Here is a 20,242-nt window from a genome sequence, read left to right as displayed (position 1 = left end):
CCTCCGGGGCCGGGAACAAGGGCAATAAGTGACCCGGCACGCACGCTGAGCGGATGCTGAGCGGGTGCCGGGCGAACTTGCTCCACCTTGGTAACCCGAGCCCCCCGGCTTCCTCAAACGTCCTCATTACTACGTCGACTCGTAGGTGCGAGGGGGGTCGAGAGGACTGTTGACCCGGCGATTACTGGCCCAAGGGAGGGGGCAAAACGGACACTGGATCTACGAAAGGTCCTAGTAGGTCCGATTTGCCCTGTGCGGCTTGTCACCGGCCACGGAGGCCCCGCCCGCCCTGATCGAGACCCAGGTCACGCCCTGCGGCTCACCCGAAACCGCCCCGAGAGCACCCGAAGCACCCCCCGGCCCCTCGCTCGAACCCGCCACCGTCTCACGCGCGCGAGCCCGGCCGACCGAACCGCCCGGTACCCGCGGGACCACACGGGCCCGGCAGCCCGGGTACGGGCCCGGGAGGGCGGTACGGACCCGGGGAGGGCGGTACGGACCCGGGTAGGACGGGAGGGCCCGAGAGGGCGGGACGGGGGCCCCGCGCGGCGCCCCGGGCCCGCACGTACCCGCACGGCCCCGCCACAACCCCGCCCGCGCCGCACAGGGCCCCGGGTGTCCGCTCCCGCGCCCCGCGTCCATGCCACGCCCCGCAGGGCCCGGGTACGCGAAAGGGGCGGCCCCGGAACCTGTTCGGTTCCGGGGCCGCCCCTTCGTACGGCGGTCAGGCCTCAGGCGCCCTTGGAGAGGTCCGGGCCGGAGCCCGTGGCCTCGATCGGGGGAAGGTCCGAGATCGGAGTCTTCTCCTCGCCGCGGAAGGTGAACTTGGCGGCCTCGCCCTCACCCTCCACACCCACGACCACGATGTGACCGGGACGCAGCTCGCCGAAGAGGATCTTCTCCGACAGCATGTCCTCGATCTCGCGCTGGATCGTCCGGCGCAGCGGGCGCGCACCCATGATCGGGTCGTAGCCGCGCTTGGCCAGGAGCTGCTTCGCGTCACCGCTGAGCTCGATGCCCATGTCGCGGTCCTTGAGGCGCTCGTCCACCTTGGCGATCATCAGGTCGACGATCTGGATGATGTCTTCCTGCGTGAGCTGGTGGAAGACGACCGTGTCGTCGACACGGTTGAGGAACTCGGGCCGGAAGTGCTGCTTCAGCTCTTCGTTGACCTTCGCCTTCATCCGGTCGTATCCGGTCTTGGTGTCGCCCTGGGCCGCGAAGCCCAGGTTGAAGCCCTTGGAGATGTCCCGCGTACCCAGGTTGGTCGTCATGATGATGACCGTGTTCTTGAAGTCCACGACCCGGCCCTGGGAGTCGGTCAGACGACCGTCCTCCAGGATCTGGAGAAGGGAATTGAAGATATCCGGGTGCGCCTTCTCGACCTCGTCGAAGAGGACGACGGAGAACGGCTTCCGGCGGACCTTCTCGGTCAGCTGGCCGCCCTCTTCGTAGCCCACGTAGCCGGGGGGCGAACCGAAGAGACGGGAAACCGTGTGCTTCTCGCTGAACTCCGACATGTCGAGGGAGATCAGCGCGTCCTCGTCGCCGAAGAGGAATTCGGCGAGCGTCTTGGACAGCTCGGTCTTACCGACACCGGACGGGCCGGCGAAGATGAACGAGCCACCGGGACGCTTCGGGTCCTTCAGACCCGCACGGGTCCGTCGGATCGCCTGCGAGAGGGCCTTGATGGCGTCCTTCTGACCGATGACGCGACGGTGGAGCTCGTCCTCCATGCGCAGGAGTCGCGAGGACTCCTCCTCGGTCAGCTTGAACACCGGAATGCCGGTCGCGGTCGCGAGGACTTCGGCGATGAGCTCGCCGTCGACCTCGGCGACGACGTCCATGTCGCCGGCCTTCCATTCCTTCTCGCGCTTGGCCTTCGCCGCCAGCAGCTGCTTCTCCGAATCACGGAGGGAAGCCGCCTTCTCGAAGTCCTGGGAGTCGATGGCCGACTCCTTGTCGCGACGCACGTTCGCGATCTTCTCGTCGAACTCGCGGAGGTCCGGCGGCGCGGTCATCCGACGGATGCGCATCCGGGAGCCGGCCTCGTCGATCAGGTCGATCGCCTTGTCCGGGAGGAAGCGGTCCGAGATGTACCGGTCGGCCAGGGTGGCCGCCTGCACGAGGGCCTCGTCCGTGATGGAGACGCGGTGGTGGGCCTCGTAGCGGTCGCGCAGCCCCTTGAGGATCTCGATCGTGTGGGGGAGGGAAGGCTCCGCCACCTGGATCGGCTGGAAACGGCGCTCCAGCGCCGCGTCCTTCTCGAGGTGCTTGCGGTACTCGTCCAGCGTCGTGGCACCGATGGTCTGGAGCTCACCACGGGCCAGCATGGGCTTCAGGATGCTGGCGGCGTCGATCGCGCCCTCGGCGGCACCCGCACCCACGAGGGTGTGGAGCTCGTCGATGAACAGGATGATGTCGCCGCGGGTGCGGATCTCCTTGAGCACCTTCTTGAGGCGCTCCTCGAAGTCACCGCGGTAGCGGGAACCGGCGACCAGTGCACCCAGGTCGAGGGTGTAGAGGTGCTTGTCCTTGAGCGTCTCGGGCACCTCGCCCTTGACGATCGCCTGGGCCAGGCCCTCGACGACGGCGGTCTTGCCGACGCCGGGCTCGCCGATGAGGACCGGGTTGTTCTTGGTCCGGCGGGACAGCACCTGCATGACCCGCTCGATCTCCTTCTCGCGCCCGATGACCGGGTCGAGCTTGGATTCGCGAGCCGCCTGCGTGAGGTTGCGGCCGAACTGGTCGAGGACGAGCGAGGTCGAGGGGGTGCCCTCGGCCGGGCCGCCTGCCGTGGCCGACTCCTTGCCGCCTCCGGAGTAGCCGGAGAGCAGCTGGATGACCTGCTGCCGGACCCTGTTGAGATCGGCGCCCAGCTTCACGAGGACCTGGGCGGCGACGCCCTCGCCCTCGCGGATCAGGCCGAGCAGGATGTGCTCGGTGCCGATGTAGTTGTGGCCGAGCTGGAGGGCCTCTCGGAGCGAAAGCTCCAGGACCTTCTTCGCCCGCGGGGTGAAGGGGATGTGGCCGGACGGGGCCTGCTGCCCCTGACCGATGATCTCCTCAACCTGCTGGCGAACAGCCTCGAGCGAAATCCCGAGGCTCTCCAGGGCCTTAGCGGCGACACCCTCACCCTCGTGGATCAAGCCCAGGAGGATGTGCTCGGTGCCGATGTAGTTGTGGTTGAGCATCCGGGCTTCTTCCTGAGCCAGGACGACAACCCGCCGCGCGCGGTCGGTGAACCTCTCGAACATCGTTTATCGCTCCTCAGAGCGGTCGGGCAGTTCGGGGTCGGTCCCCGCCCTGTCCTTCCGCATGCTAGTCCCGCGGGGCGGGACAGCTCATTCCAACTGCCGACATCCGTCCGCGGCTCACCCTCACGTCCGCGGGAAAACCCGGCCGTAAGTGCCGACAACTGCTCCAACCCGATGGTGCGAGACGATGTTCCCGCAGGCCAGGCAGATACCCGTCACACGTGTACGCCGATGGCGAACGGAAGCCGGTCGGAGACCCTTCAAATCAGCGTGTCGCCCCGATCCACTAGGAATGTCTTACCCGTGGGGACTGACACTCCATGCGGCCGGAGACGCGTTCCCTCCGCTACGGGCGAACACGGTTCCGTCTCCGAATGTGGGACTCCGCCCCACGGACGTTTACGTTCCGCATTGTGTCCGCCGCGCTGCGTAACTCCAGGGCGCTTCCGGAGTTGCTCCGGTCATGGCCCACAACGCCGAGACCGTCCCCCAGCCGCGCTCCCCGTCCGAGGAGGACGCGTACGTCTCCTGGTACGGGCGGGTGCTCGGCTGGACCCTCGCGGGCGGGCCGCCCGCCCAGCTGGTCACCGGGACGCGGTTCGACGTACTGGAGCTGCCGACCGACGCGGGTGGCCAACTGCTGCGCAGGCCGGTCGACACCGGTCCGGTGGCCGTCATGGGACGCAGGATGCGCTTCCTGGTGGCCCCGGGCAGCGCCGAGGAGCTGGACGGGCTGCTCGACTGGCTGGAGTGGGGTCCGGTGGCCCTGGATCTGACCGCCCTGGGTGCGGGTGGCCGGATCACCGCCCCCGTGCCGCCGGGGCGGCCACAGGGAAGTCCTCGGGGGGCCGCCGTGTGGCTGCGGCCCCCCGAACAGGGGTGCGAGGCGTTCCTGCCGTCCCTGCCCGGTACCGGACAGGGCGCCGGGGCCGGCCGACGGAGCACCGGACCCGATCTCGTACGTCTGGTCGCCGCGGCGGCCACGGAGTGCCACCGGGCACGCCTGCGGCGACGCGCGGCCCCCGCGAGGCCCGTCGGCGCCGTGGGTCAGCCCCGGTTCTCGTAGGCCTCGCGAATGTCGGCGGGGACACGGCCGCGGTCGTTGACCGTCAGACCCTGCGCCTTCGCCCACGCACGGATTTCCGCGGTGTCCGGGTTGCCCGCCGAAACGGCGGCGCGGCCCTTGGCGCGTCCCGCGGCGGCACGGCCACCGGTGCGGCGGCCACTCTTGGTGTAGGGCTCGAGCAGGCCGCGGAGCTTTTCAGCGTTGGCGGCGGTGAGGTCGATCTCGTAGGTCTTGCCATCCACAGCGAACGTCACGGTCTCGTCCGCCTCGCCACCGTCGAGGTCGTCGACAAGAAGGACCTGAACCTTCTGTGCCACCGGATTTCCTTTCATCGAAAATGCAGTACGCGGAAAGGAAACCGCTTTTGCCTGGAAAACACAAACCCCCGCCGAGAGGTTCAGGACGTCAACAGGGCGGGAAACGTACGCGATTCGGACATAGGCCACAGGCGGGCGGAGCCCCGTAAAAGCGGCCGAGATCGATCCGCCATCGATCAGAGGTGCAGAAGCATCCGACTGTTGCCCAAGGTGTTCGGCTTCACTCGTTCGAGACCGAGGAACTCGGCGACGCCCTCGTCATAGGAACGCAGGAGCTCCATGTAGACATCGGTCTCGACCGGAGTCTCGCCGATCTCGACGAAGCCGTGGTTCGCGAAGAAGTCCACTTCGAAGGTGAGGCAGAAAACCCGGCTCACGCCGAGCAGGCGGGCCGTCTCCAACAACTTGGCCAGTACCCGATGTCCGACACCGGCGCCCTTCAACTCGCGATCCACCGCGAGAGTGCGCACTTCCGCAAGGTCTTCCCACATGACGTGCAGAGCGCCACAGCCCACCACCTGACCGTCACCGACGCGTTCCGCGACCCAGAACTCCTGGATGTCCTCGTAAAGGACGACGGGGGCTTTGTCGAGCAGGATCCGTTGCTGCACGTACTGGTCGAGCAGGCGTCGCAGCGCGGGAACATCGCGGGTGCGTGCGCGGCGGATCGTCACGGTATTTGCTTCTGCGGCGGAAAACTCTCCCATGCGGGGGACGCTATCGCCCCGGCTCGGTCCCGCGCTCGCCGGACTCCTCTTCGGGGCGCGGGTCTTCCGGGGCTTCCCCGGGCTTCGCGCCTTCCCCGGCTTCCGGCTGTTCCCCGGGTTCCGGCTCTTCCGGGACTTCCCGAGGTTCCGGGACTTCCCGGGGTTCGGGGGCGGCGACCTCACCGTCGTGACCGACGATGCGCACGGCGTCACGGAGCGCTTCGCGCTGTTCCGCCGACATCATGCCGAAGAAGGCCACGAGAGCGGCCGCGGGGTTGTCGCTGGTGGACCAGGCCTCGTTCATCAGTGCGGCCGAGTAGGCGGGACGGGTGGAGACCGCGGTATATCGATAGGCGCGGCCTTCGGCTTCCCGTCGGACCCAGCCCTTCTGATGGAGATTGTCCATAACGGTCATGACCGTGGTGTACGCGATGGACCGTTCCTGCTGGAGGTCTTCCAGGACTTCCCGAACGGTGACCGGGCGGTTCCACTGCCACACCCGTGTCATCACTGCGTCTTCGAGTTCTCCCAAGGGGCGAGGCACAACAGCACGATAGTGCGGGTTGTGCGGAATTGCCCGACTATTCGGCCGGCAACGCGCGACGAACCGGCGTCGGGCAACAAAATGGGGCGCACGGCCCGCAGGCCGTACGCCCGTCCCCGAGGCTTTCGCCCGGGGTTACTTCCCGGGCTGTCGGGCGGCCTCGGCGGAGGCGAGCACGGCGTCCACGGCCGCGTCCTCCTTCGCCTTGTTGGCACCGCCCTGGCTCTTCACGATCGTCACGACGAGAGCGATGAAGAACGCGGCCATCACGATGGGGGGCACGAGCGCGGAAACGTAGTCCATGCCCCCAGCCTAGCTACCCGGCGGCGCGGCCGTCCGCCGGGGGCCGGCCCGGCGCGGCGGGCTTCCGGCGGGGCGGGAAGACCTCCCCGGGGGTCGGAATGGGCCGCTCCCGCTCGGGGCGCGGCTGCTCCCCGGGGGCCGGGGTCGGCGCGGGCTTCGGTTCGCCGCCCCGTTCGTCCTCGCGTCCGCCGGCGAGGGCCAGCAGGCGGGTCCGGGGGGCGGGAGCCGTGCGCAGCCGGCGGCGCACGGAGCGCTCGGCGACCGCCTGCGCCCGCTCCAGCACGGCGGCGGCGAGCGGGTTGGCGCGCAGCGCGCGCAGGGCCGCGAGGTCGTCGGGCACCGGCTCGTAGCCGGCGGCCAGGGCGTCCTGGAGCAGCTCCAGGTAGCCGGAGAGGCTGCCGGGCAGGGCGTCTCTGTAGCGGGCGAGGTCGGCGAGGAGGAAGTCTCTGAGCCTCTCCGCCTCGGCGACCGCGTCGTCCACCGACGCCGCGAGGCGAAGGCAGGCCTGGACCTCGACGGCCGCGAGCGGGGCCGTGGAGGACTGGAGGGCGTGGGCGAGCGAGCGCCTGAGCACGTGCAGCTCGGCAGCACTGAACGCCATGCCGCCGCGGGATCCGTAGGGCGTGGGCATGGGCCGAAGATACGCGCTAATCGGACTAAATCCCCTTAATTAGGGCGATTACGGCGCGGCGGGATCGCTACTTGCCAATGTGGAAAGTACGCGCCACTCTGGAAAGGAAGCGGCGGCCGTCGGGCGCCGCCGGCCACGAGGGGGGACACCGTGAGCGAGTACGCAGAGGCCAAGCGGATGGAGACGGCGGCGCTGCTGAGCAGTGGCTGGTACGCGCGCTACCTGTGGGTGTTCGCGGCGGGGCAGTTGGTCCTCGTACCGGTGTCCCTCCTCTGGCACGGGGCCGGTCAGGCCGTCGTCTTCACGGTGGCCAACATGCTGCTCGTCGGCGGGCTGAGCGTGTACGCGGCGCGGCAGCGGGTGGTGCGGCGCGGGTTCGGCCTCAAGCACGGGCTGGTCATCGGTACCTGGGGCGCGGTGTTCGGGGCGGCGGTGGTGCTGGGCACCGGAGCCTTCCGGGACGACCCGGCGTTCACGGTCGTGGCCGCGGTGGCGTGCGCACTGCCGGCCGCCGTGGGCGCGATGACCGAGAGGCGGGCCGCGTGAGCACGGAGAAGCAGGGCGCCCATCCCCGGCACGGGCTCGCGCCGCTGTTGAACGCGCCCGTGCGGCTTTCGGTGACGGCGGCGCTGGCCGCGGTCGACAAGGCCGAGTTCGGTTTCGTGCGCGACCTCGTGGAGGTGTCCGACTCGGTGCTGTCCAAGCAGGTGGCGGCGCTGGAGGAGGCGGGCCTGGTGGCCGTCGCCAAGGGCCGGGTGGCCCGCCGCCCGCGGACGTGGCTCTCGCTGACCCCGGAGGGGCGGACCGTCTACCGGCGCCACCTGGATGCCCTGCGGGCCATCGCGGGGCCGTAGCGGGCCCGGGGCGGGCCCGGGGCGGGCCCGGGGCGGGCCCGGGGCGGGCCCGGGGCGGGCCCGGGGCGGGCCCGGGGCGGGCCCGGGGCGCGGCCTGCGGCCTCAGGCCCCGCCGTCCGCCTTGACGCCGTCCAGGAACGCGGCCCAGGCGGCGTGCGTCGTGGCCATCACGAGGTGGGCGGGGTCCGAGCGGTCGGCCACCCGGACCAGGGTGCCGGGGGCGGCGGAGACGTACACGCAGTTGACGCCGTCGTCGCAGTGGGACGACTTCTGCCAGGTGGGGCGAGCGGTCGTGGTCATGGTGTCTCCTCCGACGGAAACGGGGTCACGGTGCCTGTCGTGGGCCGACCGTAACCCCCGCGGGGGCACACTTCGGCCATTTCCGTGGAAGTTCCCGCTCACTCGATCGGAAACGCGTACGCGATCTCGTACCGGGAATCGGGGATGACCAGGTCGGCGGTCTCCACCGGGCGGCCGTCCGAGTCCAGGTACGTGCGCTCGATCTCGGTGATGAGCGAGCCGACGCTGATGCCCAGCAGGTTGGCCTGTGCCTGGTTGGCGCGCGACGGGCGCGGTATCTCCAGCACCGAGGCGACCGTGATGCCGATGGACCGCATGCGCGCGACCACGCCGGCCCCGCGCATCTCCCCGTCCTCCGGCAGGACGACCGGGGTGTCGGCGGTGAGGGCCATCGGCTCCCAGGACTGGGACAGTTCGGCGGGACTGCCGTCGGCCATGAACTCGTAGCGGGTCATCACGCACGGGTCGCCGGGGGCGATGGCGAGGCGGGCCGCGATGTGGTCGGGGGCCGGGGTGTGGGCGACGGTCCGGGCGTCCCAGGAGGCCGCGAAGCCGTGTTCGAGGGCCTCGGCGCGGAAGGCGTTGCCCGAGTTCGGTACGCGGCGGCGGGTGCGCACCATGCGCATCCGGCGCCGCGGGGTGCGCACGAACGTCCCGGACCCGGCGCGGCCTTCGAGGAGGCCCTCGATGATCAGCCGTTCCAGGGCGCGTTGGGTGACGCTCTGTCCGACGGAGTACTCGGCGGCGAACCGCGACCGCGAGGGGAGCTTGTCGCCGACCTCCCACTCGCCCGCCTCGATACGGGCCCGGAGGGCGTCGACCACCTGCAAGTACGGTGATTCACGGGGCATTTGGACCATCCTGGAGCGTCGCAAACACGTGCGTCCGACGCCGACAAAGCTAAGGCATCAGGTTGAACCCGACGCGTCAGCCTGACGGCCGGTGAAGCGCCGCGACGAGGAAGGACGGCGCGGGGCCGCGAGGGGCGACGGGAAAGGCCCCCGCCGGGTGGGCGGGGGCCTTGCGTCACGCGTCGTCGCGCCGCGCGTTCACTCGAAGTTGGGCGCGTTGCGCTCGTAGACCAGCCGCAGCCCGATCAACGTCAGCCAGGGCTCGTGGTCGTCGATCACCGAGGCCTCGCCGAGGACGATCGGCGCCAGGCCGCCGGTGGCGATCACGCGGACGTCGTCCGGGTCGCCGGTGGGGCCGGCGAGCTCCTTGGCCATCCGGTTCACGATCCCGTCGACCTGGCCGGCGAACCCGTAGACCACGCCCGACTGCATCGCCTCGACCGTGGACTTGCCGATGACGTTGCGCGGGCGGGCCAGCTCGATCTTGCGGAGCTGGGCGCCGCGCACGCCGAGGGCCTCCATCGAGATCTCGATGCCCGGGGAGATCACCCCGCCGACGTACTCGCCCTTCGCGGACACCGCGTCGAAGGTGGTGGCCGTGCCGAAGTCGACGACGATCGCCGGTCCGCCGTAGAGCTCGACGGCCGCGACCGCGTTGATGATGCGGTCCGCGCCGACCTCCTTCGGGTTGTCCATGAGGATCGGCACGCCCGTCTTGATGCCGGGCTCGACCAGCACGGCCGGCACGTCGCCGTAGTAGCGGCGGGTGACCTCGCGCAGTTCGTGCAGGACCGAGGGGACCGTCGAACAGATCGCGATGCCGTGGATGCCGTCGCCCAGCTCGGTGCCGAGCATCGGGTGCATGCCCATCAGGCCCTGCATCAGGACGGCCATCTCGTCGGCCGTCCTGCGCGGGTCGGTGGAGATGCGCCAGTGCTCGACGATCTCGTCACCGTCGAACAGGCCCAGCACCGTGTGGGTGTTGCCCACGTCGATGGTGAGGAGCATCGGTTACACCGCCTCGCGGAGGTCGAGGCCGATGTCCAGGATCGGCGAGGAGTGGGTGAGCCCGCCGACCGCGAGGTAGTTCACGCCGGTCTCGGCGTAGGCGCGGGCGGTGTCCAGGGTCAGCCGGCCGGAGGACTCCAGGACGGCGCGGCCGGCGACCAGCGCGACGGCCTCGGCGGTCTGCTCGACGGTGAAGTTGTCCAGCAGGATCAGGTCGGCGCCCGCGTCCAGGACCTCGCCGATCTGCGCGAGGGTGTCGACCTCGACCTCGATCGGGACGTCGGGGAAGGCCTCGCGGACGGCCGTGAACGCCTGGGCGACGCCGCCCGCCGCGACCACGTGGTTGTCCTTGACCAGCGCCGCGTCCGACAGCGACATGCGGTGGTTGACGCCGCCGCCGCAACGGACCGCGTACTTCTCCAGCGCGCGCAGGCCCGGAGTGGTCTTGCGGGTGTCGCGGACCTTCGCGGACGTGCCGTCCAGGACGTCGGCCCAGCGGCGGGTGGCGGTCGCGATGCCCGACAGCCGGCACAGGATGTTCAGGGCGCTGCGCTCGGCCGTGAGCAGGTCGCGGGTACGGGCGCGGACGGACAGCAGCACCTCGCCCGCCTTGACGGTGTCGCCGTCCTCGGCGTGCCGCTCGACCTCGAACGCCTCGGTGCAGACCACCGAGAACACGGCCTCGGCGATCCGCAGGCCGGCCACGACGCCGTCCTCGCGGGCGATGAAGTCCGCGACGGCCTCGGCGTCCTCGGGCACGGTGGCGACGGTGGTGACGTCGACCCCGCCGTCGAGGTCCTCGGACAGCGCCATGTGCGCGATGTCCTCGACCTCGATCGGGTCCAGGCCGGCGTCCGCGAGGAGCTCGGCGAGCGCCGGGTCCAGGCCGGACTCCTCGCCGTCACCGCAGGCGCAGTCGTCGCCGCAGCCGCCCTCGGCCTGTCCCAGGAGGGGCAGTTCGTCGTGCGCGGTGCGGTCGGTGTCTTCGTGCTCGTGCGTGCTCACGCTTGCTGCTCCTGGCTGAGGGGGTGGGAAACGGGCGGGAAGTCCGCCGAGTCGGTGGGGGTGACGACCAGCGCCCGCTTCTCGGTCGCGGACAGTCGGACGACCAGGTGGCGGCGCCAGTGGGCGTCGTCGCGGTCGGGGTGGTCCTCGCGCCAGTGGCAGCCGCGGGTCTCCTCGCGGCGCCGGCCGGCGGCGACCAGGACCCGGGCCACGCACAGGAGGTTCGTGGCCTCCCAGGTGTCCACGCCCGGTTCGGCGGTCTTGCCGTGCGCTTCGAGGTTGTTCAGGGCGGCCGCGTACAGGTCTTCGAGGGCGGCGGCGGCCGTGGCCAGGGACTCCGCGGAGCGCAGCACGCCCGCACCGTCCGTCATGATGCGCTGGATCTCGTACCGGGCCTCGGCGGGCTGGAGCGGGCCGGTGGCCGGCACGGGGATGCCGGGTCCGTTGCCCGTGAGCGGCCGGCGGGCGATGTCGTCCGCGATCCGCTCGGCGAAGACCAGGCCCTCCAGAAGGGAGTTGGAGGCCAGCCGGTTCGCGCCGTGCACGCCGGTACAGGCGACCTCGCCGCAGGCGTACAGGCCGGGCACCGTGGTGCGGCCGTGCAGGTCGGTGCGTACGCCGCCCGACGCGTAGTGCGCGGCCGGCGCGACGGGGATGGGCTCGGTGACCGGGTCGATGCCGTGGGAGCGGCAGGCGGCGAGGATCGTGGGGAAGCGCTGCTCCCACATCTCGGCGCCGAAGTGCCGGGCGTCCAGGTACATGTGCCGGGTGCCCTGTTCCTGCATGCGGCGCATGATGCCCTTGGCGACGATGTCGCGGGGGGCGAGTTCGGCCAGTTCGTGCTGTCCGACCATGAAGCGCACGCCGTCCGCGTCGACGAGGTGGGCGCCCTCGCCGCGGACGGCCTCGGAGACCAGCGGCTGCTGTCCCTCGGCGTCGGCGCCGAGGAACAGCACCGTCGGGTGGAACTGGACGAATTCGAGGTCGGAGACCTCGGCGCCGGCGCGCAGCGCGAGGGCCACCCCGTCGCCCGTGGAGACGGACGGGTTGGTGGTGGCCGAGAAGACCTGGCCCATGCCGCCGGTCGCGAGGATCACGGCGGGGGCGTGGACGGCGCCCACGCCGTCGTGCTGGCCCTCGCCCATGACGTGCAGGGTGACGCCGGCGGTGCGGCCCTCGGCGTCTTGGAGCAGGTCCAGGACGAGCGCGTTCTCGACGGTCTCGATGCCCGCGTCCTGGACGGCCTCCACGAGGGCCCGGGAGATCTCGGCGCCGGTGGCGTCGCCGCCGGCGTGCGCGATCCGACGGCGGTGGTGGCCGCCCTCCCGCGTCAGCTCTATCTCCCCGGTCTCGGCCGAGGTGTCGAAGACGGCGCCGGTCGAGATGAGGCGTCGTACGGCGTCCGGCCCCTCGGTGACCAGCAGCCGGACGGCGGCCTCGTCGCACAGGCCCGCGCCCGCCACCAGGGTGTCGTCCAGGTGCTGCTCGGGGGTGTCCCCGTCGCCGAGGGCGGCGGCGATGCCGCCCTGGGCCCAGCGGGTGGATCCGTCGTCGAGCCGGGCCTTGGTGACCACGACCGTGCGGCGGCCGGCGGCGGCGCAGCGCAGCGCCACCGTCAGGCCCGCCACGCCCGAGCCGACGACGACGACGTCCGCGTCGAGGGACCAGCCGGGGGCGGGGGCGTGCAGCCGTATGCCGGTGCCGGCGGCACTTCTGCCAGTGCTCACGAGTGTGCTCCGAACTCCAATGGGATGTTGTCGATCAGCCGGGTCGCGCCCACCTTGGCGGCGACGGCCAGCACGGCCCGTCCCGTGAACCCGGGGCCGATGTCGGTGAAGTCCTGGGGGTCGACCAGCGCCAGGTAGTCCAGGGCCAGCGGCGGGTCGTGCCGGCCCGCGTCCTCCAGGACGTGTCGGGCGGCGGACCGTACGGCGTCGGGCAGGCCGGAGCCGGCCGCGGAGACGGCGTGCGCGTCGGCGGAGGCGCGGATCTCGCCGAGCCGGGCCAGGGCGGTGGCGCGTCCGTCGCTGGCCGGGGAGGCCTCGGCGCGGGCGCGCAGCGCGGCCTGCGCGGCGAGGCGGTCGCGGCCCGCGAACAGGGCGCGGGACAGGGCGAGGGCCGTGCGGCGTTCCGCCGGGGAGAGGTAGCGGTTGCGGGAGGACAGCGCGAGGCCGTCGTCCTCGCGGGCGGTGGGTACGCCGACCACCTCGACGGGGAAGTTCAGGTCGGTCACCATGCGCCGGATCAGGGCCAGTTGCTGGGCGTCCTTCTGACCGAAGAGGGCCAGGTCGGGGCGGGTGAGGTGGAGCAGTTTCGCGACGACGGTCAGCATGCCGTCGAAGTGGCCGGGGCGGGTGGCGCCTTCGAGGCGGCCGCCCATGGGGCCGGCGGTGATCCGGACCTGGGGGTCGCCGCCCGGGTAGACCTCGTTCGCGGCCGGGGCGAACACCGCGTCGGCGCCGGCGTGGGCGGCGATGCGCAGGTCGGCGTCCAGGGTGCGGGGGTAGCGGTCGAGGTCCTCGTTCGCCCCGAACTGGAGGGGGTTCACGAAGACGGTGACGACGACCTGGCCGTCGGCGCCGGCGAGGTCGCGGGCCGTGCGGATCAGGGAGGCGTGGCCGTCGTGCAGGGCGCCCATGGTCATGACGACGGCGCGGCGGCCGGGGCGGGCGAGGCCGTGCAGTTCCCCGGCGGTGTGCAGGAGCAGGGGGCCGGTCATCGGCGTTCGCCCTCCGGGCCGACGCCGTCGCCGCCGTCGGCGAGCACGCCCAGCAGGTCCTCGGCGAGTTCGGGCTTGAGCAGGCCGTGCGCGAGGGCCCGGTCGGCGGTGGTGCGGGCCATCGCCAGGTAGCCGGCGACGGCGCCGGGGGCGTGCCGGCGCAGTTCGAGGACGTGGGCGGCGACGGTGCCGGCGTCGCCGCGGGCGACGGGGCCGGTGAGGGCCGCGTCGCCGGAGCGCAGGGCGTTGTCGAGGGCGGCGCCGAGGAGCGGGCCGAGCATCCGGTCGGGGTGTTCGACGCCGGCCGTGCGCAGCAGTTCCATCGACTGGGCGACCAGGGTGACCAGGTGGTTCGCGCCGAGGGCGAGGGCCGCGTGGTAGAGCGGACGGCTCTCCTCGGCGATCCACTCGGGCTCGCCGCCCATCTCGATGACCAGGGCCTCGGCGGCGAGCCGCAGCTCGTCGGGGGCGGTGACGCCGAAGGAGCAGCCGGCGAGGCGCTGCACGTCGACCTCGGTGCCGGTGAACGTCATCACGGGGTGCAGGGCCAGCGGCAGGGCGCCCGCGCGGCGGGCGGGGTCCAGCACGGCGGTCCCGTACCGCCCGGAGGTGTGGACGAGGAGCCGGCCGGGGCGGATCGCGCCGGTCTCGACGAGGCCCTCGACCAGGGAGGGGAGTGCGTCGTCGGGGACGGTGAGCAGGACCAGCTCGGCCCGCTCCAGGACCTCGGCGGGCGGTACGACGGGCACGTCGGGCAGCAGTCGGGCGGCTCGCCGACGGGACGCCTCGGACACTCCGGACACGGCGACGGGGCGGTGTCCGGCCTGCTGGAGGGCGCGGGCCAGCGCGGGGCCGACCCGGCCGGCGCCGACGACGCCGACGGTGAGCCGTGCGGGGCGGTCCGACGGATCCCTGGGCTCCGTCTGAAGGGGTGCGTTCACGCGGGGAATGCCTTCCGTTCCAGTCCGCGGGGGGTACCGGACGATACGCCGCCATGCTAGCCCCTGGGCGTGTCGGCCGGTCGGCGATGATCGGGGCATGACTGCTGATGAAGACCGTACGAAGCGGCTGGTCGCGGCGTGGCGCGGAGCGGGTCGGACCCTCTCGCGGAGCCTGCTGGAGCCGACGGTGGGCGAGCTGCTCGCGGCCCTGCCGCAGGCGGCGGCCACCGACCCGGACGAGCCCGCCGACGTGTACGGCGACGGGGTGGTGGCCAGGCTGGAGGAGCGGGTCGCCGAGCTGCTGGGGACGGCGGACGCGGCGTTCTTCCCGTCGGGGACGATGGCGCAGCAGATCGCGCTGCGGTGCTGGGCGGGACGTACCGGGAACACGGTGGTGGCCCTGCACCCCATGGGCCATCCGGAGCTGTGGGAGGGCGGGGCGCTGTCGGTGGTCTCGGGGTTGCGGACGGTGTACCCGACGCGGGACCCGAGGCAGCCCACGCCGCAGGAGGTCGCGGAGGTCGCGGAGCCCTTCGGCACGTTGATGCTGGAGCTGCCGCTGCGGGACGCGGGGTTCCTCCTGCCGACGTGGGAGGAGTTGACGGCGCTGGTGGACGCGGCCCGGGCGCGGGACGCGGTGGTGCACTTCGACGGGGCGCGGCTGTGGGAGTCCACGACGCACTTCGGGCGGCCGCTGTCGGAGATCGCGGGCCTCGCGGACTCCGTGTACGTGTCCTTCTACAAGTCGCTCGGCGGGCTGAGCGGCGCCGCGCTGGCGGGGTCCGCGGAGCTGGTCGCGGAGGCGCGGGTGTGGCGGCACCGGTACGGGGGCCAGATCTTCCGGCAGTTCCCGCAGGCGCTGTCCGCGCTGGCGGGGCTGGAGCGGGAGCTGCCGCGGCTGCCGTCGTACGTGGAGCGGGCGCGGATCGTCGCCGGGGCCCTGCGGGAGGGCTTCGCGGCGGCCGGGGTGCCCTGGTTCCGGGTCCATCCGGAGGAGCCGCACACGCACCAGTTCCAGGTGTGGCTGCCGTACGACGCGGACCGGCTGACGGAGGCGGGCCTGCGGCAGGCGGAGGAGACGGGGACGGTGCTGTTCCGCCGCTGGTCGGCGGAGGGGCCGCCGGGGTTGTCGATGGCGGAGCTGGAGGTCACGGAGCCGGGGCTGGAGTGGACCGGGGCCGATGTGCGGGCGGCGGTGGCGGACTTCGTGGCCCGCTTGTAGCGGGCGGGTCGGTGGGGGCGGGCGGGGGCGGACGGGACGCGGGCGGGACGGCAGGCGGCCGGCCGGGCGGGCGGTCCCAAGGGGCTGGAGGGGGCCGCTTCACCGGCCCGGCGGGCTCCCGGACTGCCCGGCTGCCGGGCCCTCGGCCGCCCGGCCCCGGTCAGCAGGAGCGGGGTCGGGAGAAGAGCCGGCGGACGGCCCGGGTCAGCCGGTGGTGGGCGGGGCGGCCGGCGAGGACCGCGTGGAAGCGGGCCCGGTCGCGGGCCTCGCGGATGACGGCCACGTCGTCACGGCCGGGCGGCGGCGGCATGGGCGTCCCGTGCTGGGAGGCCCGGTAGGTGTCGAGGAGGTACTGCTCGATCGCGCTCATGGCTCCACCCTCACCCCCTCGGCCGCACCCGTCCCGTCGATTGACGCTCCTCGTCAATCGAACCGGATTCCGCCTGGTGAGCGGCCTGAAGGACGGCTTCCCGGGCGCCGGTCCGACGCCCCCCGGCGCACGCCCGGCCGACCCGCACCCGACAGAATGGGGCGATGAGCGTCACCATCGACATCGCCGGGCTCCCCGCGGAGCGGATCGCGTTCGCGCCCTCCCCGCTCGCCGAGCTCTGCATGGCCCTGCACGCGCTCTCCCAGCCCGCGCACCACCCCGGGCTCCAGTCGTGGGCGAACGCCACGCGGGCCGGCCTCGACCCCTCCCTCGCCGATCGGCTGCTGGAAGCCGACTTCATGTGGCGGAGTTCGTTCTCGGACGTGTTCATGCCCTTCGCCGGGGTGCCCGGCGGCTCGGGCCTGCCCGCCGGGACGCTGGCCGAGGAACTCGACGTACTCGACCGGCTCGACGACGAGCGGTTCGTGATCGCCGCCCTGGAACACTGCTGGCTGGCCCTCTACAACGAGGGCGGGGTCGCCTCCCCGCTCCACGACGCGGCCTCGCGCGCCAAGGCGTTGGAGACGGCCGCCGCGCGCGGGCCCCGCCAGTTGCAGTTCTCGCTGCGCCTGTTGGACGACACCGCCGCCGTGCGGGTGTGGATGCGGCGGCTGCTGGAGGACTGCCACGAGGCGTTCTTCGGCGAGGTCTGGCGGCGGATCGGCCCGCAGCAGGCCGCGGACGCGCGCCACAAGGCGGAGGTGTTGCGCCACAAGGGGTTGCCGGCCGCGCTGCGGGAGGTGTCGTCGGCGTTGAGTCTGGACCGGGCCGGGACCACGATCACCGCCGACAAGATGGTCAACGGTTCGGCGACCGCCACCGATCCCCGGGTGGGTCGGGGGCTGGTCTTCGTACCGACCCACTTCGGCTGGCCGCACCTGCTGGTCCTGCACGCCCCGGGCTGGCGGCCGGTGGTCCACTATCCGCTCGGCTCGCCCGAGTTGGCTTCCGCGCCCGGTTCGGTGGAGCTGCTCCGGCGGCGCATGGAGGCCCTGGCGCACCCGATGCGGATGATGCTGTGCCGGAGCCTGGCCCGCGGGCCGTACACCACCAGCGAGCTGGCCACGGTCTACGGCATATCCGCCCCCGAGGTGTCCCGCCACCTGTCGGTGCTCAAGAAGGCCGAGCTGCTGCACACGCACCGTCAGGGGCGTTACGCGCATCACCAGTTGGACGTGACAGCGGTGGCGCGCCTCGGATCCGACTTCATGGAAGGCATCCTCCGGTAGGTCCGGACCTGCGGACAGTGGCCGATTAACACCGGCGCAGTTTCACCGATATACGGAATTCATAAACCGGAATCAGTGAAAACTCTGGCCAGAGTGGCTCCTTGCTGTTTAACGTGCGATCACCACTCCCCCTCGCGCACCGTGCGACACCACACGTATGCCTGCACTTGTCGTGAAAGGACCTTCATGCCCTCACGCCGTATAGCCGCAGCCACTGCCGCCCTGGCCGCCGTGGCTCTCGTCTCCCCGCTGCTCCTCGCCGGTCCCGCCGGTGCCACCGGCCCCCAGAGCGACGCCGCCAAGGGCGACGCGTTGGCCAAGAAGCTGGTCAAGGAGGCGACGGGCAAGGGCGCCAACAACCACCTGAAGGTCTTCCAGTCGATCGCCGACTACAACAAGGGCACCCGGGTGGCCGGTTCCAAGGGCCACGTGCAATCCGCCCAGTACGTCGAAGCCGTGCTGCGCGCGGCGGGATACAAGGTCACGAAGAACGAGTTCGACTTCGTGTATGTCGAAACCATCTCGGAAAAGCTCACCGTGAACGGCGACGCCGAACGCGACGTCCCGATCAACCTGATGACGTACACCGCGAGCGGCCCCGAGGAAGGCATCACGGCGCAGCTCGCCGTCGCCCCCGTGGACGCCGACGGCACGAACGGCTGCGAGCCCGCCGACTTCGCCTCCGGCACCTTCACCGGCAAGATCGCCCTCGTGAAGCGCGGCGGCTGCACCTTCGCGGTGAAGCAGGCGAACGCGGCGACGGCCGGCGCGGTCGGCGCGGTCATCTACAACAACACCGAGGGCGCGCTGAACGGCACCCTGGGCGCCGCGGACGCGGGCAAGGTCCCGACGGGCGGCGTGACCCAGGCGGAGGGCGAGAAGCTCGCCGCCGAGGCGACCGCCGGTCCGGTGTCGATCACCCTGGACATCCGCGAGTTGCGCGAGAACCGCAAGACGTACAACGTCGTCGCCGAGACGCGGGGCGGCGACGAGAACAACACCGTCTTCCTGGGCGCGCACCTGGACTCGGTCTCGGAGGGGCCCGGCATCAACGACAACGGGTCCGGCTCGGCCGGCATCCTCCAGGTCGCACAGCGCCTCGCGAGCAGCCAGACGAAGATCAAGAACAAGGTCAAGTTCGCCTGGTGGTCGGCGGAGGAGTTCGGCCTGCTCGGCTCCGAGGCGTACGTGGCCGGTCTGACGGACGCGCAGAAGAAGCAGATCAAGCTCTACCTGAACTTCGACATGATCGCCTCGCCGAACGCCGCCTACTTCGTCTACGACGGCGACGACTCGGACAAGGTCGGCTCGGGCCCCGGCCCCGAGGGCTCCGCGCAGTTGGAGAAGGGCATCACCGACTTCCTCGACGCGCAGCGCATCCCGCACGAGGGCTCGGACTTCACCGGCCGCTCGGACTACGGCCCGTTCATCGAGGCCGGCATCCCGTCCGGTGGTACGGACACGGGTGCCGAGGGCATCAAGACCGCCGAGCAGGCCGCGAAGTTCGGCGGTCAGGCCGGGGTCGCCTACGACGTGAACTACCACGGCAAGGGCGACGACATCAACAACATCGACCAGAAGGCGCTCGACATCAACGTCGACGTCATCGCGAACGCGGTCGGCCACTACGCCTACGACCTGGCCCCGCTGTCGCAGCCGGTCGTCTCGAAGCCGAGCACCGGCTCGGGCAACGGCGGGGGTCTGCGCCCCGGGCACGACCACCACACGGAGCGGTAGCACGCGGTCCGGAGCGGATGAGGTGGGAGGGGTCGGGATCCCGTCAGGGCGTCCCGGCCCCTTCGCCGTGCCCGGCCGCTTCCTCCTGCGCCGCCGGCCAGGGTGCGATGCCGACCGGCTGGACCAGCCAGCCGAAGTCGCCCAGGCCTCCGCGCGCGGTGAGTTCCGCCGCCTCGCCCGCCGCCGACAGGGCGCGGACGTACGCCACCGGGTCCGTCGAGGCCAGGGCCAGCGGTGGCCGGCCGCCCGAGACCCCGAGGAGCGTCAGGGCCCGGCGCTGCGTGAGCAGGGTCGCGCCCGGTCCCGCGCAGGCGTCCAGCGCGACGTGGGCGGTGACGTCGCACCCGCCGTCCGGGACCGGGGGGACCTCCCGGCCCGCGCGGAAGCCGGTGAGCGTGCCGAACGGGGGCCGGGCCTCCCGGCTGTGGGCGTAGTCCACCGCCACCGCCAGGCCCCGCTCCAGGGTCGCGGCGGCCGCCGCCCAGGCCGCGTCGCGGGACCGGCCGATCTCGGCCCGGCCCGTCCCGGGCCACCACCGCTCCAGCCAGGCCCGGTCCGCCTCCTCCAGGGGCCCGCCGGGGCTCTCCGTGCCGTCGGGCGCGACCGTGACGTAGCGCCCGTCCTCGGTGATCTCCAGCGGCACGTTGTCCAGCCACTCGTTGGCGAACAACAGCCCCGTCGTCCGTTCGGGCGGTACGGGGACCCAGTGGATCCGGGGGTCCAGCCCCTCGGGCCGGGCCGCGCGCTCGACGGCGTACGGGCGCACCCGTGCGGCCGTCTCCGGGGGCAGGGCGGCCAGCACCCCGGTGAGCAGTTCGCCGCGCCCGGCCCCCATGTCGACCAGGTCCAGCCCCCGAGGGCGCCCGAGGGCCTCGTCCACCGTGAGGAGGAGCCGGGCGACGGCTCCCGCGTACAGCCGCGAGGCGTGCACGGAGGTGCGGAAGTGCCCTGCGGGACCCGGGCCGCCGGGACGTGTGTAGAAGCCGTCGGGGCCGTACAGCGCGGCCTCCATCGCCGACCGCCAACGGACCGGAACCGCGCGTTCGCCCTGAGTGCTCATCGACCCAAGGCTAGGCTCACCCTCCACCTTCGGGTGTACTTCATCCCTCAACGGATCGCCC

At 72.1% G+C, this 20,242-nt stretch carries 21 protein-coding genes; 6 read left to right on the top strand and 15 right to left on the bottom strand.

All coding sequences use genetic code 11. The annotated features are described in order from the left end of the window. Positions 1-731: 731 nt before the first annotated feature. Positions 732-3,257: an ATP-dependent Clp protease ATP-binding subunit gene (locus tag OG906_RS19230; protein WP_267801308.1), complete on the bottom strand. Its 2,526-nt coding sequence runs from the start codon at positions 3,255-3,257 to the stop codon at positions 732-734. Positions 3,258-3,720: 463 nt separating this feature from the next. On the opposite strand from OG906_RS19230, the gene OG906_RS19225 reads away from it, so the two are divergent. Continuing rightward, positions 3,721-4,323: an SCO3374 family protein gene (locus tag OG906_RS19225; RefSeq protein ID WP_329444415.1), complete on the top strand. Its 603-nt coding sequence runs from the start codon at positions 3,721-3,723 to the stop codon at positions 4,321-4,323. On the opposite strand, the gene OG906_RS19220 is transcribed toward OG906_RS19225, so the two are convergent. The 5 genes from OG906_RS19220 to OG906_RS19200 all read right to left on the bottom strand — a co-directional run bounded on the left by OG906_RS19220 (position 4,305) and on the right by OG906_RS19200 (position 6,825). Continuing rightward, positions 4,305-4,640: a histone-like nucleoid-structuring protein Lsr2 gene (locus tag OG906_RS19220; RefSeq protein WP_267801306.1), complete on the bottom strand. Its 336-nt coding sequence runs from the start codon at positions 4,638-4,640 to the stop codon at positions 4,305-4,307. The two genes, OG906_RS19225 and OG906_RS19220, sit on opposite strands and share 19 nt — an antisense overlap. 176 nt (positions 4,641-4,816) lie before the next feature. Next, positions 4,817-5,347, bottom strand: coding sequence for an amino-acid N-acetyltransferase (locus OG906_RS19215; RefSeq protein ID WP_267801305.1), 531 nt, complete (start codon positions 5,345-5,347; stop codon positions 4,817-4,819). A gap of 10 nt (positions 5,348-5,357) precedes the next feature. Beyond that, the gene (locus tag OG906_RS19210; protein WP_329444412.1) at positions 5,358-5,891 is read right to left on the bottom strand and encodes a BlaI/MecI/CopY family transcriptional regulator; all 534 of its coding nucleotides are present in this window, start codon (positions 5,889-5,891) and stop codon (positions 5,358-5,360) included. 135 nt (positions 5,892-6,026) lie between these two features. Then, positions 6,027-6,194: a hypothetical protein gene (locus OG906_RS19205; protein WP_199826512.1), complete on the bottom strand. Its 168-nt coding sequence runs from the start codon at positions 6,192-6,194 to the stop codon at positions 6,027-6,029. A gap of 13 nt (positions 6,195-6,207) precedes the next feature. Beyond that, the gene (locus OG906_RS19200) at positions 6,208-6,825 is read right to left on the bottom strand and encodes a hypothetical protein (protein WP_329444408.1); all 618 of its coding nucleotides are present in this window, start codon (positions 6,823-6,825) and stop codon (positions 6,208-6,210) included. A gap of 150 nt (positions 6,826-6,975) precedes the next feature. Here OG906_RS19200 and OG906_RS19195 point away from each other — a divergent pair, with 150 nt between their 5' ends. Both OG906_RS19195 and OG906_RS19190 read left to right on the top strand, forming a co-directional pair. Beyond that, positions 6,976-7,371 (top strand): hypothetical protein, encoded by a 396-nt coding sequence (locus OG906_RS19195; protein WP_329444406.1) that lies wholly within the window; start codon positions 6,976-6,978, stop codon positions 7,369-7,371. After that, the gene (locus OG906_RS19190; protein ID WP_267829329.1) at positions 7,368-7,679 is read left to right on the top strand and encodes a winged helix-turn-helix domain-containing protein; all 312 of its coding nucleotides are present in this window, start codon (positions 7,368-7,370) and stop codon (positions 7,677-7,679) included. Before OG906_RS19195 ends, OG906_RS19190 begins: the two co-directional genes overlap by 4 nt. A gap of 102 nt (positions 7,680-7,781) precedes the next feature. Here OG906_RS19190 and OG906_RS19185 read toward each other — a convergent pair whose 3' ends face one another. The 7 genes from OG906_RS19185 to OG906_RS19155 all read right to left on the bottom strand — a co-directional run bounded on the left by OG906_RS19185 (position 7,782) and on the right by OG906_RS19155 (position 14,503). Then, the gene (locus OG906_RS19185; protein WP_329444404.1) at positions 7,782-7,979 is read right to left on the bottom strand and encodes a DUF397 domain-containing protein; all 198 of its coding nucleotides are present in this window, start codon (positions 7,977-7,979) and stop codon (positions 7,782-7,784) included. Between the two features lie 98 nt (positions 7,980-8,077). Beyond that, complete coding sequence (locus tag OG906_RS19180; protein ID WP_267801299.1) at positions 8,078-8,830, bottom strand: GntR family transcriptional regulator; 753 nt, start codon at positions 8,828-8,830, stop codon at positions 8,078-8,080. Between the two features lie 198 nt (positions 8,831-9,028). After that, positions 9,029-9,838: a type III pantothenate kinase gene (locus OG906_RS19175; protein WP_053678414.1), complete on the bottom strand. Its 810-nt coding sequence runs from the start codon at positions 9,836-9,838 to the stop codon at positions 9,029-9,031. 3 nt (positions 9,839-9,841) lie between these two features. After that, a complete protein-coding gene (nadC, locus tag OG906_RS19170) occupies positions 9,842-10,795 on the bottom strand; it encodes a carboxylating nicotinate-nucleotide diphosphorylase (RefSeq protein WP_267801329.1) in 954 nt (317 codons plus the stop codon). Positions 10,796-10,839: 44 nt separating this feature from the next. Next, entirely contained in the window at positions 10,840-12,570 is a 1,731-nt protein-coding gene (locus OG906_RS19165; RefSeq protein WP_329444401.1) for an L-aspartate oxidase, read from the bottom strand. Continuing rightward, positions 12,567-13,562, bottom strand: a complete 996-nt coding sequence (gene panC / locus OG906_RS19160) for a pantoate--beta-alanine ligase (RefSeq protein ID WP_329444400.1) — start codon at positions 13,560-13,562, stop codon at positions 12,567-12,569. Before panC ends, OG906_RS19165 begins: the two co-directional genes overlap by 4 nt. Beyond that, positions 13,559-14,503, bottom strand: coding sequence for a Rossmann-like and DUF2520 domain-containing protein (locus OG906_RS19155; RefSeq protein WP_053678422.1), 945 nt, complete (start codon positions 14,501-14,503; stop codon positions 13,559-13,561). The genes panC and OG906_RS19155 overlap by 4 nt, the downstream gene beginning before the upstream one ends. 97 nt (positions 14,504-14,600) lie before the next feature. Here OG906_RS19155 and OG906_RS19150 point away from each other — a divergent pair, with 97 nt between their 5' ends. Further along, entirely contained in the window at positions 14,601-15,725 is a 1,125-nt protein-coding gene (locus OG906_RS19150) for a threonine aldolase family protein (RefSeq protein WP_329444398.1), read from the top strand. Positions 15,726-15,885: 160 nt separating this feature from the next. On the opposite strand, the gene OG906_RS19145 is transcribed toward OG906_RS19150, so the two are convergent. Then, positions 15,886-16,095, bottom strand: coding sequence for a hypothetical protein (locus OG906_RS19145; protein WP_267801294.1), 210 nt, complete (start codon positions 16,093-16,095; stop codon positions 15,886-15,888). 164 nt (positions 16,096-16,259) lie between these two features. Between OG906_RS19145 and OG906_RS19140 the strand changes: the two genes are divergently transcribed. Both OG906_RS19140 and OG906_RS19135 read left to right on the top strand, forming a co-directional pair. Next, a complete protein-coding gene (locus tag OG906_RS19140) occupies positions 16,260-17,384 on the top strand; it encodes a DUF5937 family protein (protein ID WP_329444396.1) in 1,125 nt (374 codons plus the stop codon). A gap of 186 nt (positions 17,385-17,570) precedes the next feature. Further along, positions 17,571-19,121: a M28 family metallopeptidase gene (locus OG906_RS19135; protein WP_329444394.1), complete on the top strand. Its 1,551-nt coding sequence runs from the start codon at positions 17,571-17,573 to the stop codon at positions 19,119-19,121. Between the two features lie 43 nt (positions 19,122-19,164). On the opposite strand, the gene OG906_RS19130 is transcribed toward OG906_RS19135, so the two are convergent. Further along, complete coding sequence (locus OG906_RS19130) at positions 19,165-20,181, bottom strand: SAM-dependent methyltransferase (RefSeq protein ID WP_329444392.1); 1,017 nt, start codon at positions 20,179-20,181, stop codon at positions 19,165-19,167. Between the last annotated feature and the right edge of the window lie 61 nt (positions 20,182-20,242).

Origin of the sequence: Streptomyces sp. NBC_01426 (genome assembly GCF_036231985.1) — a bacterium.
GTDB lineage: Bacteria > Actinomycetota > Actinomycetes > Streptomycetales > Streptomycetaceae > Streptomyces.
Note: the sequence above shows the minus strand (reverse complement) of the source record. Positions and strands in the feature narration are given on the sequence as shown.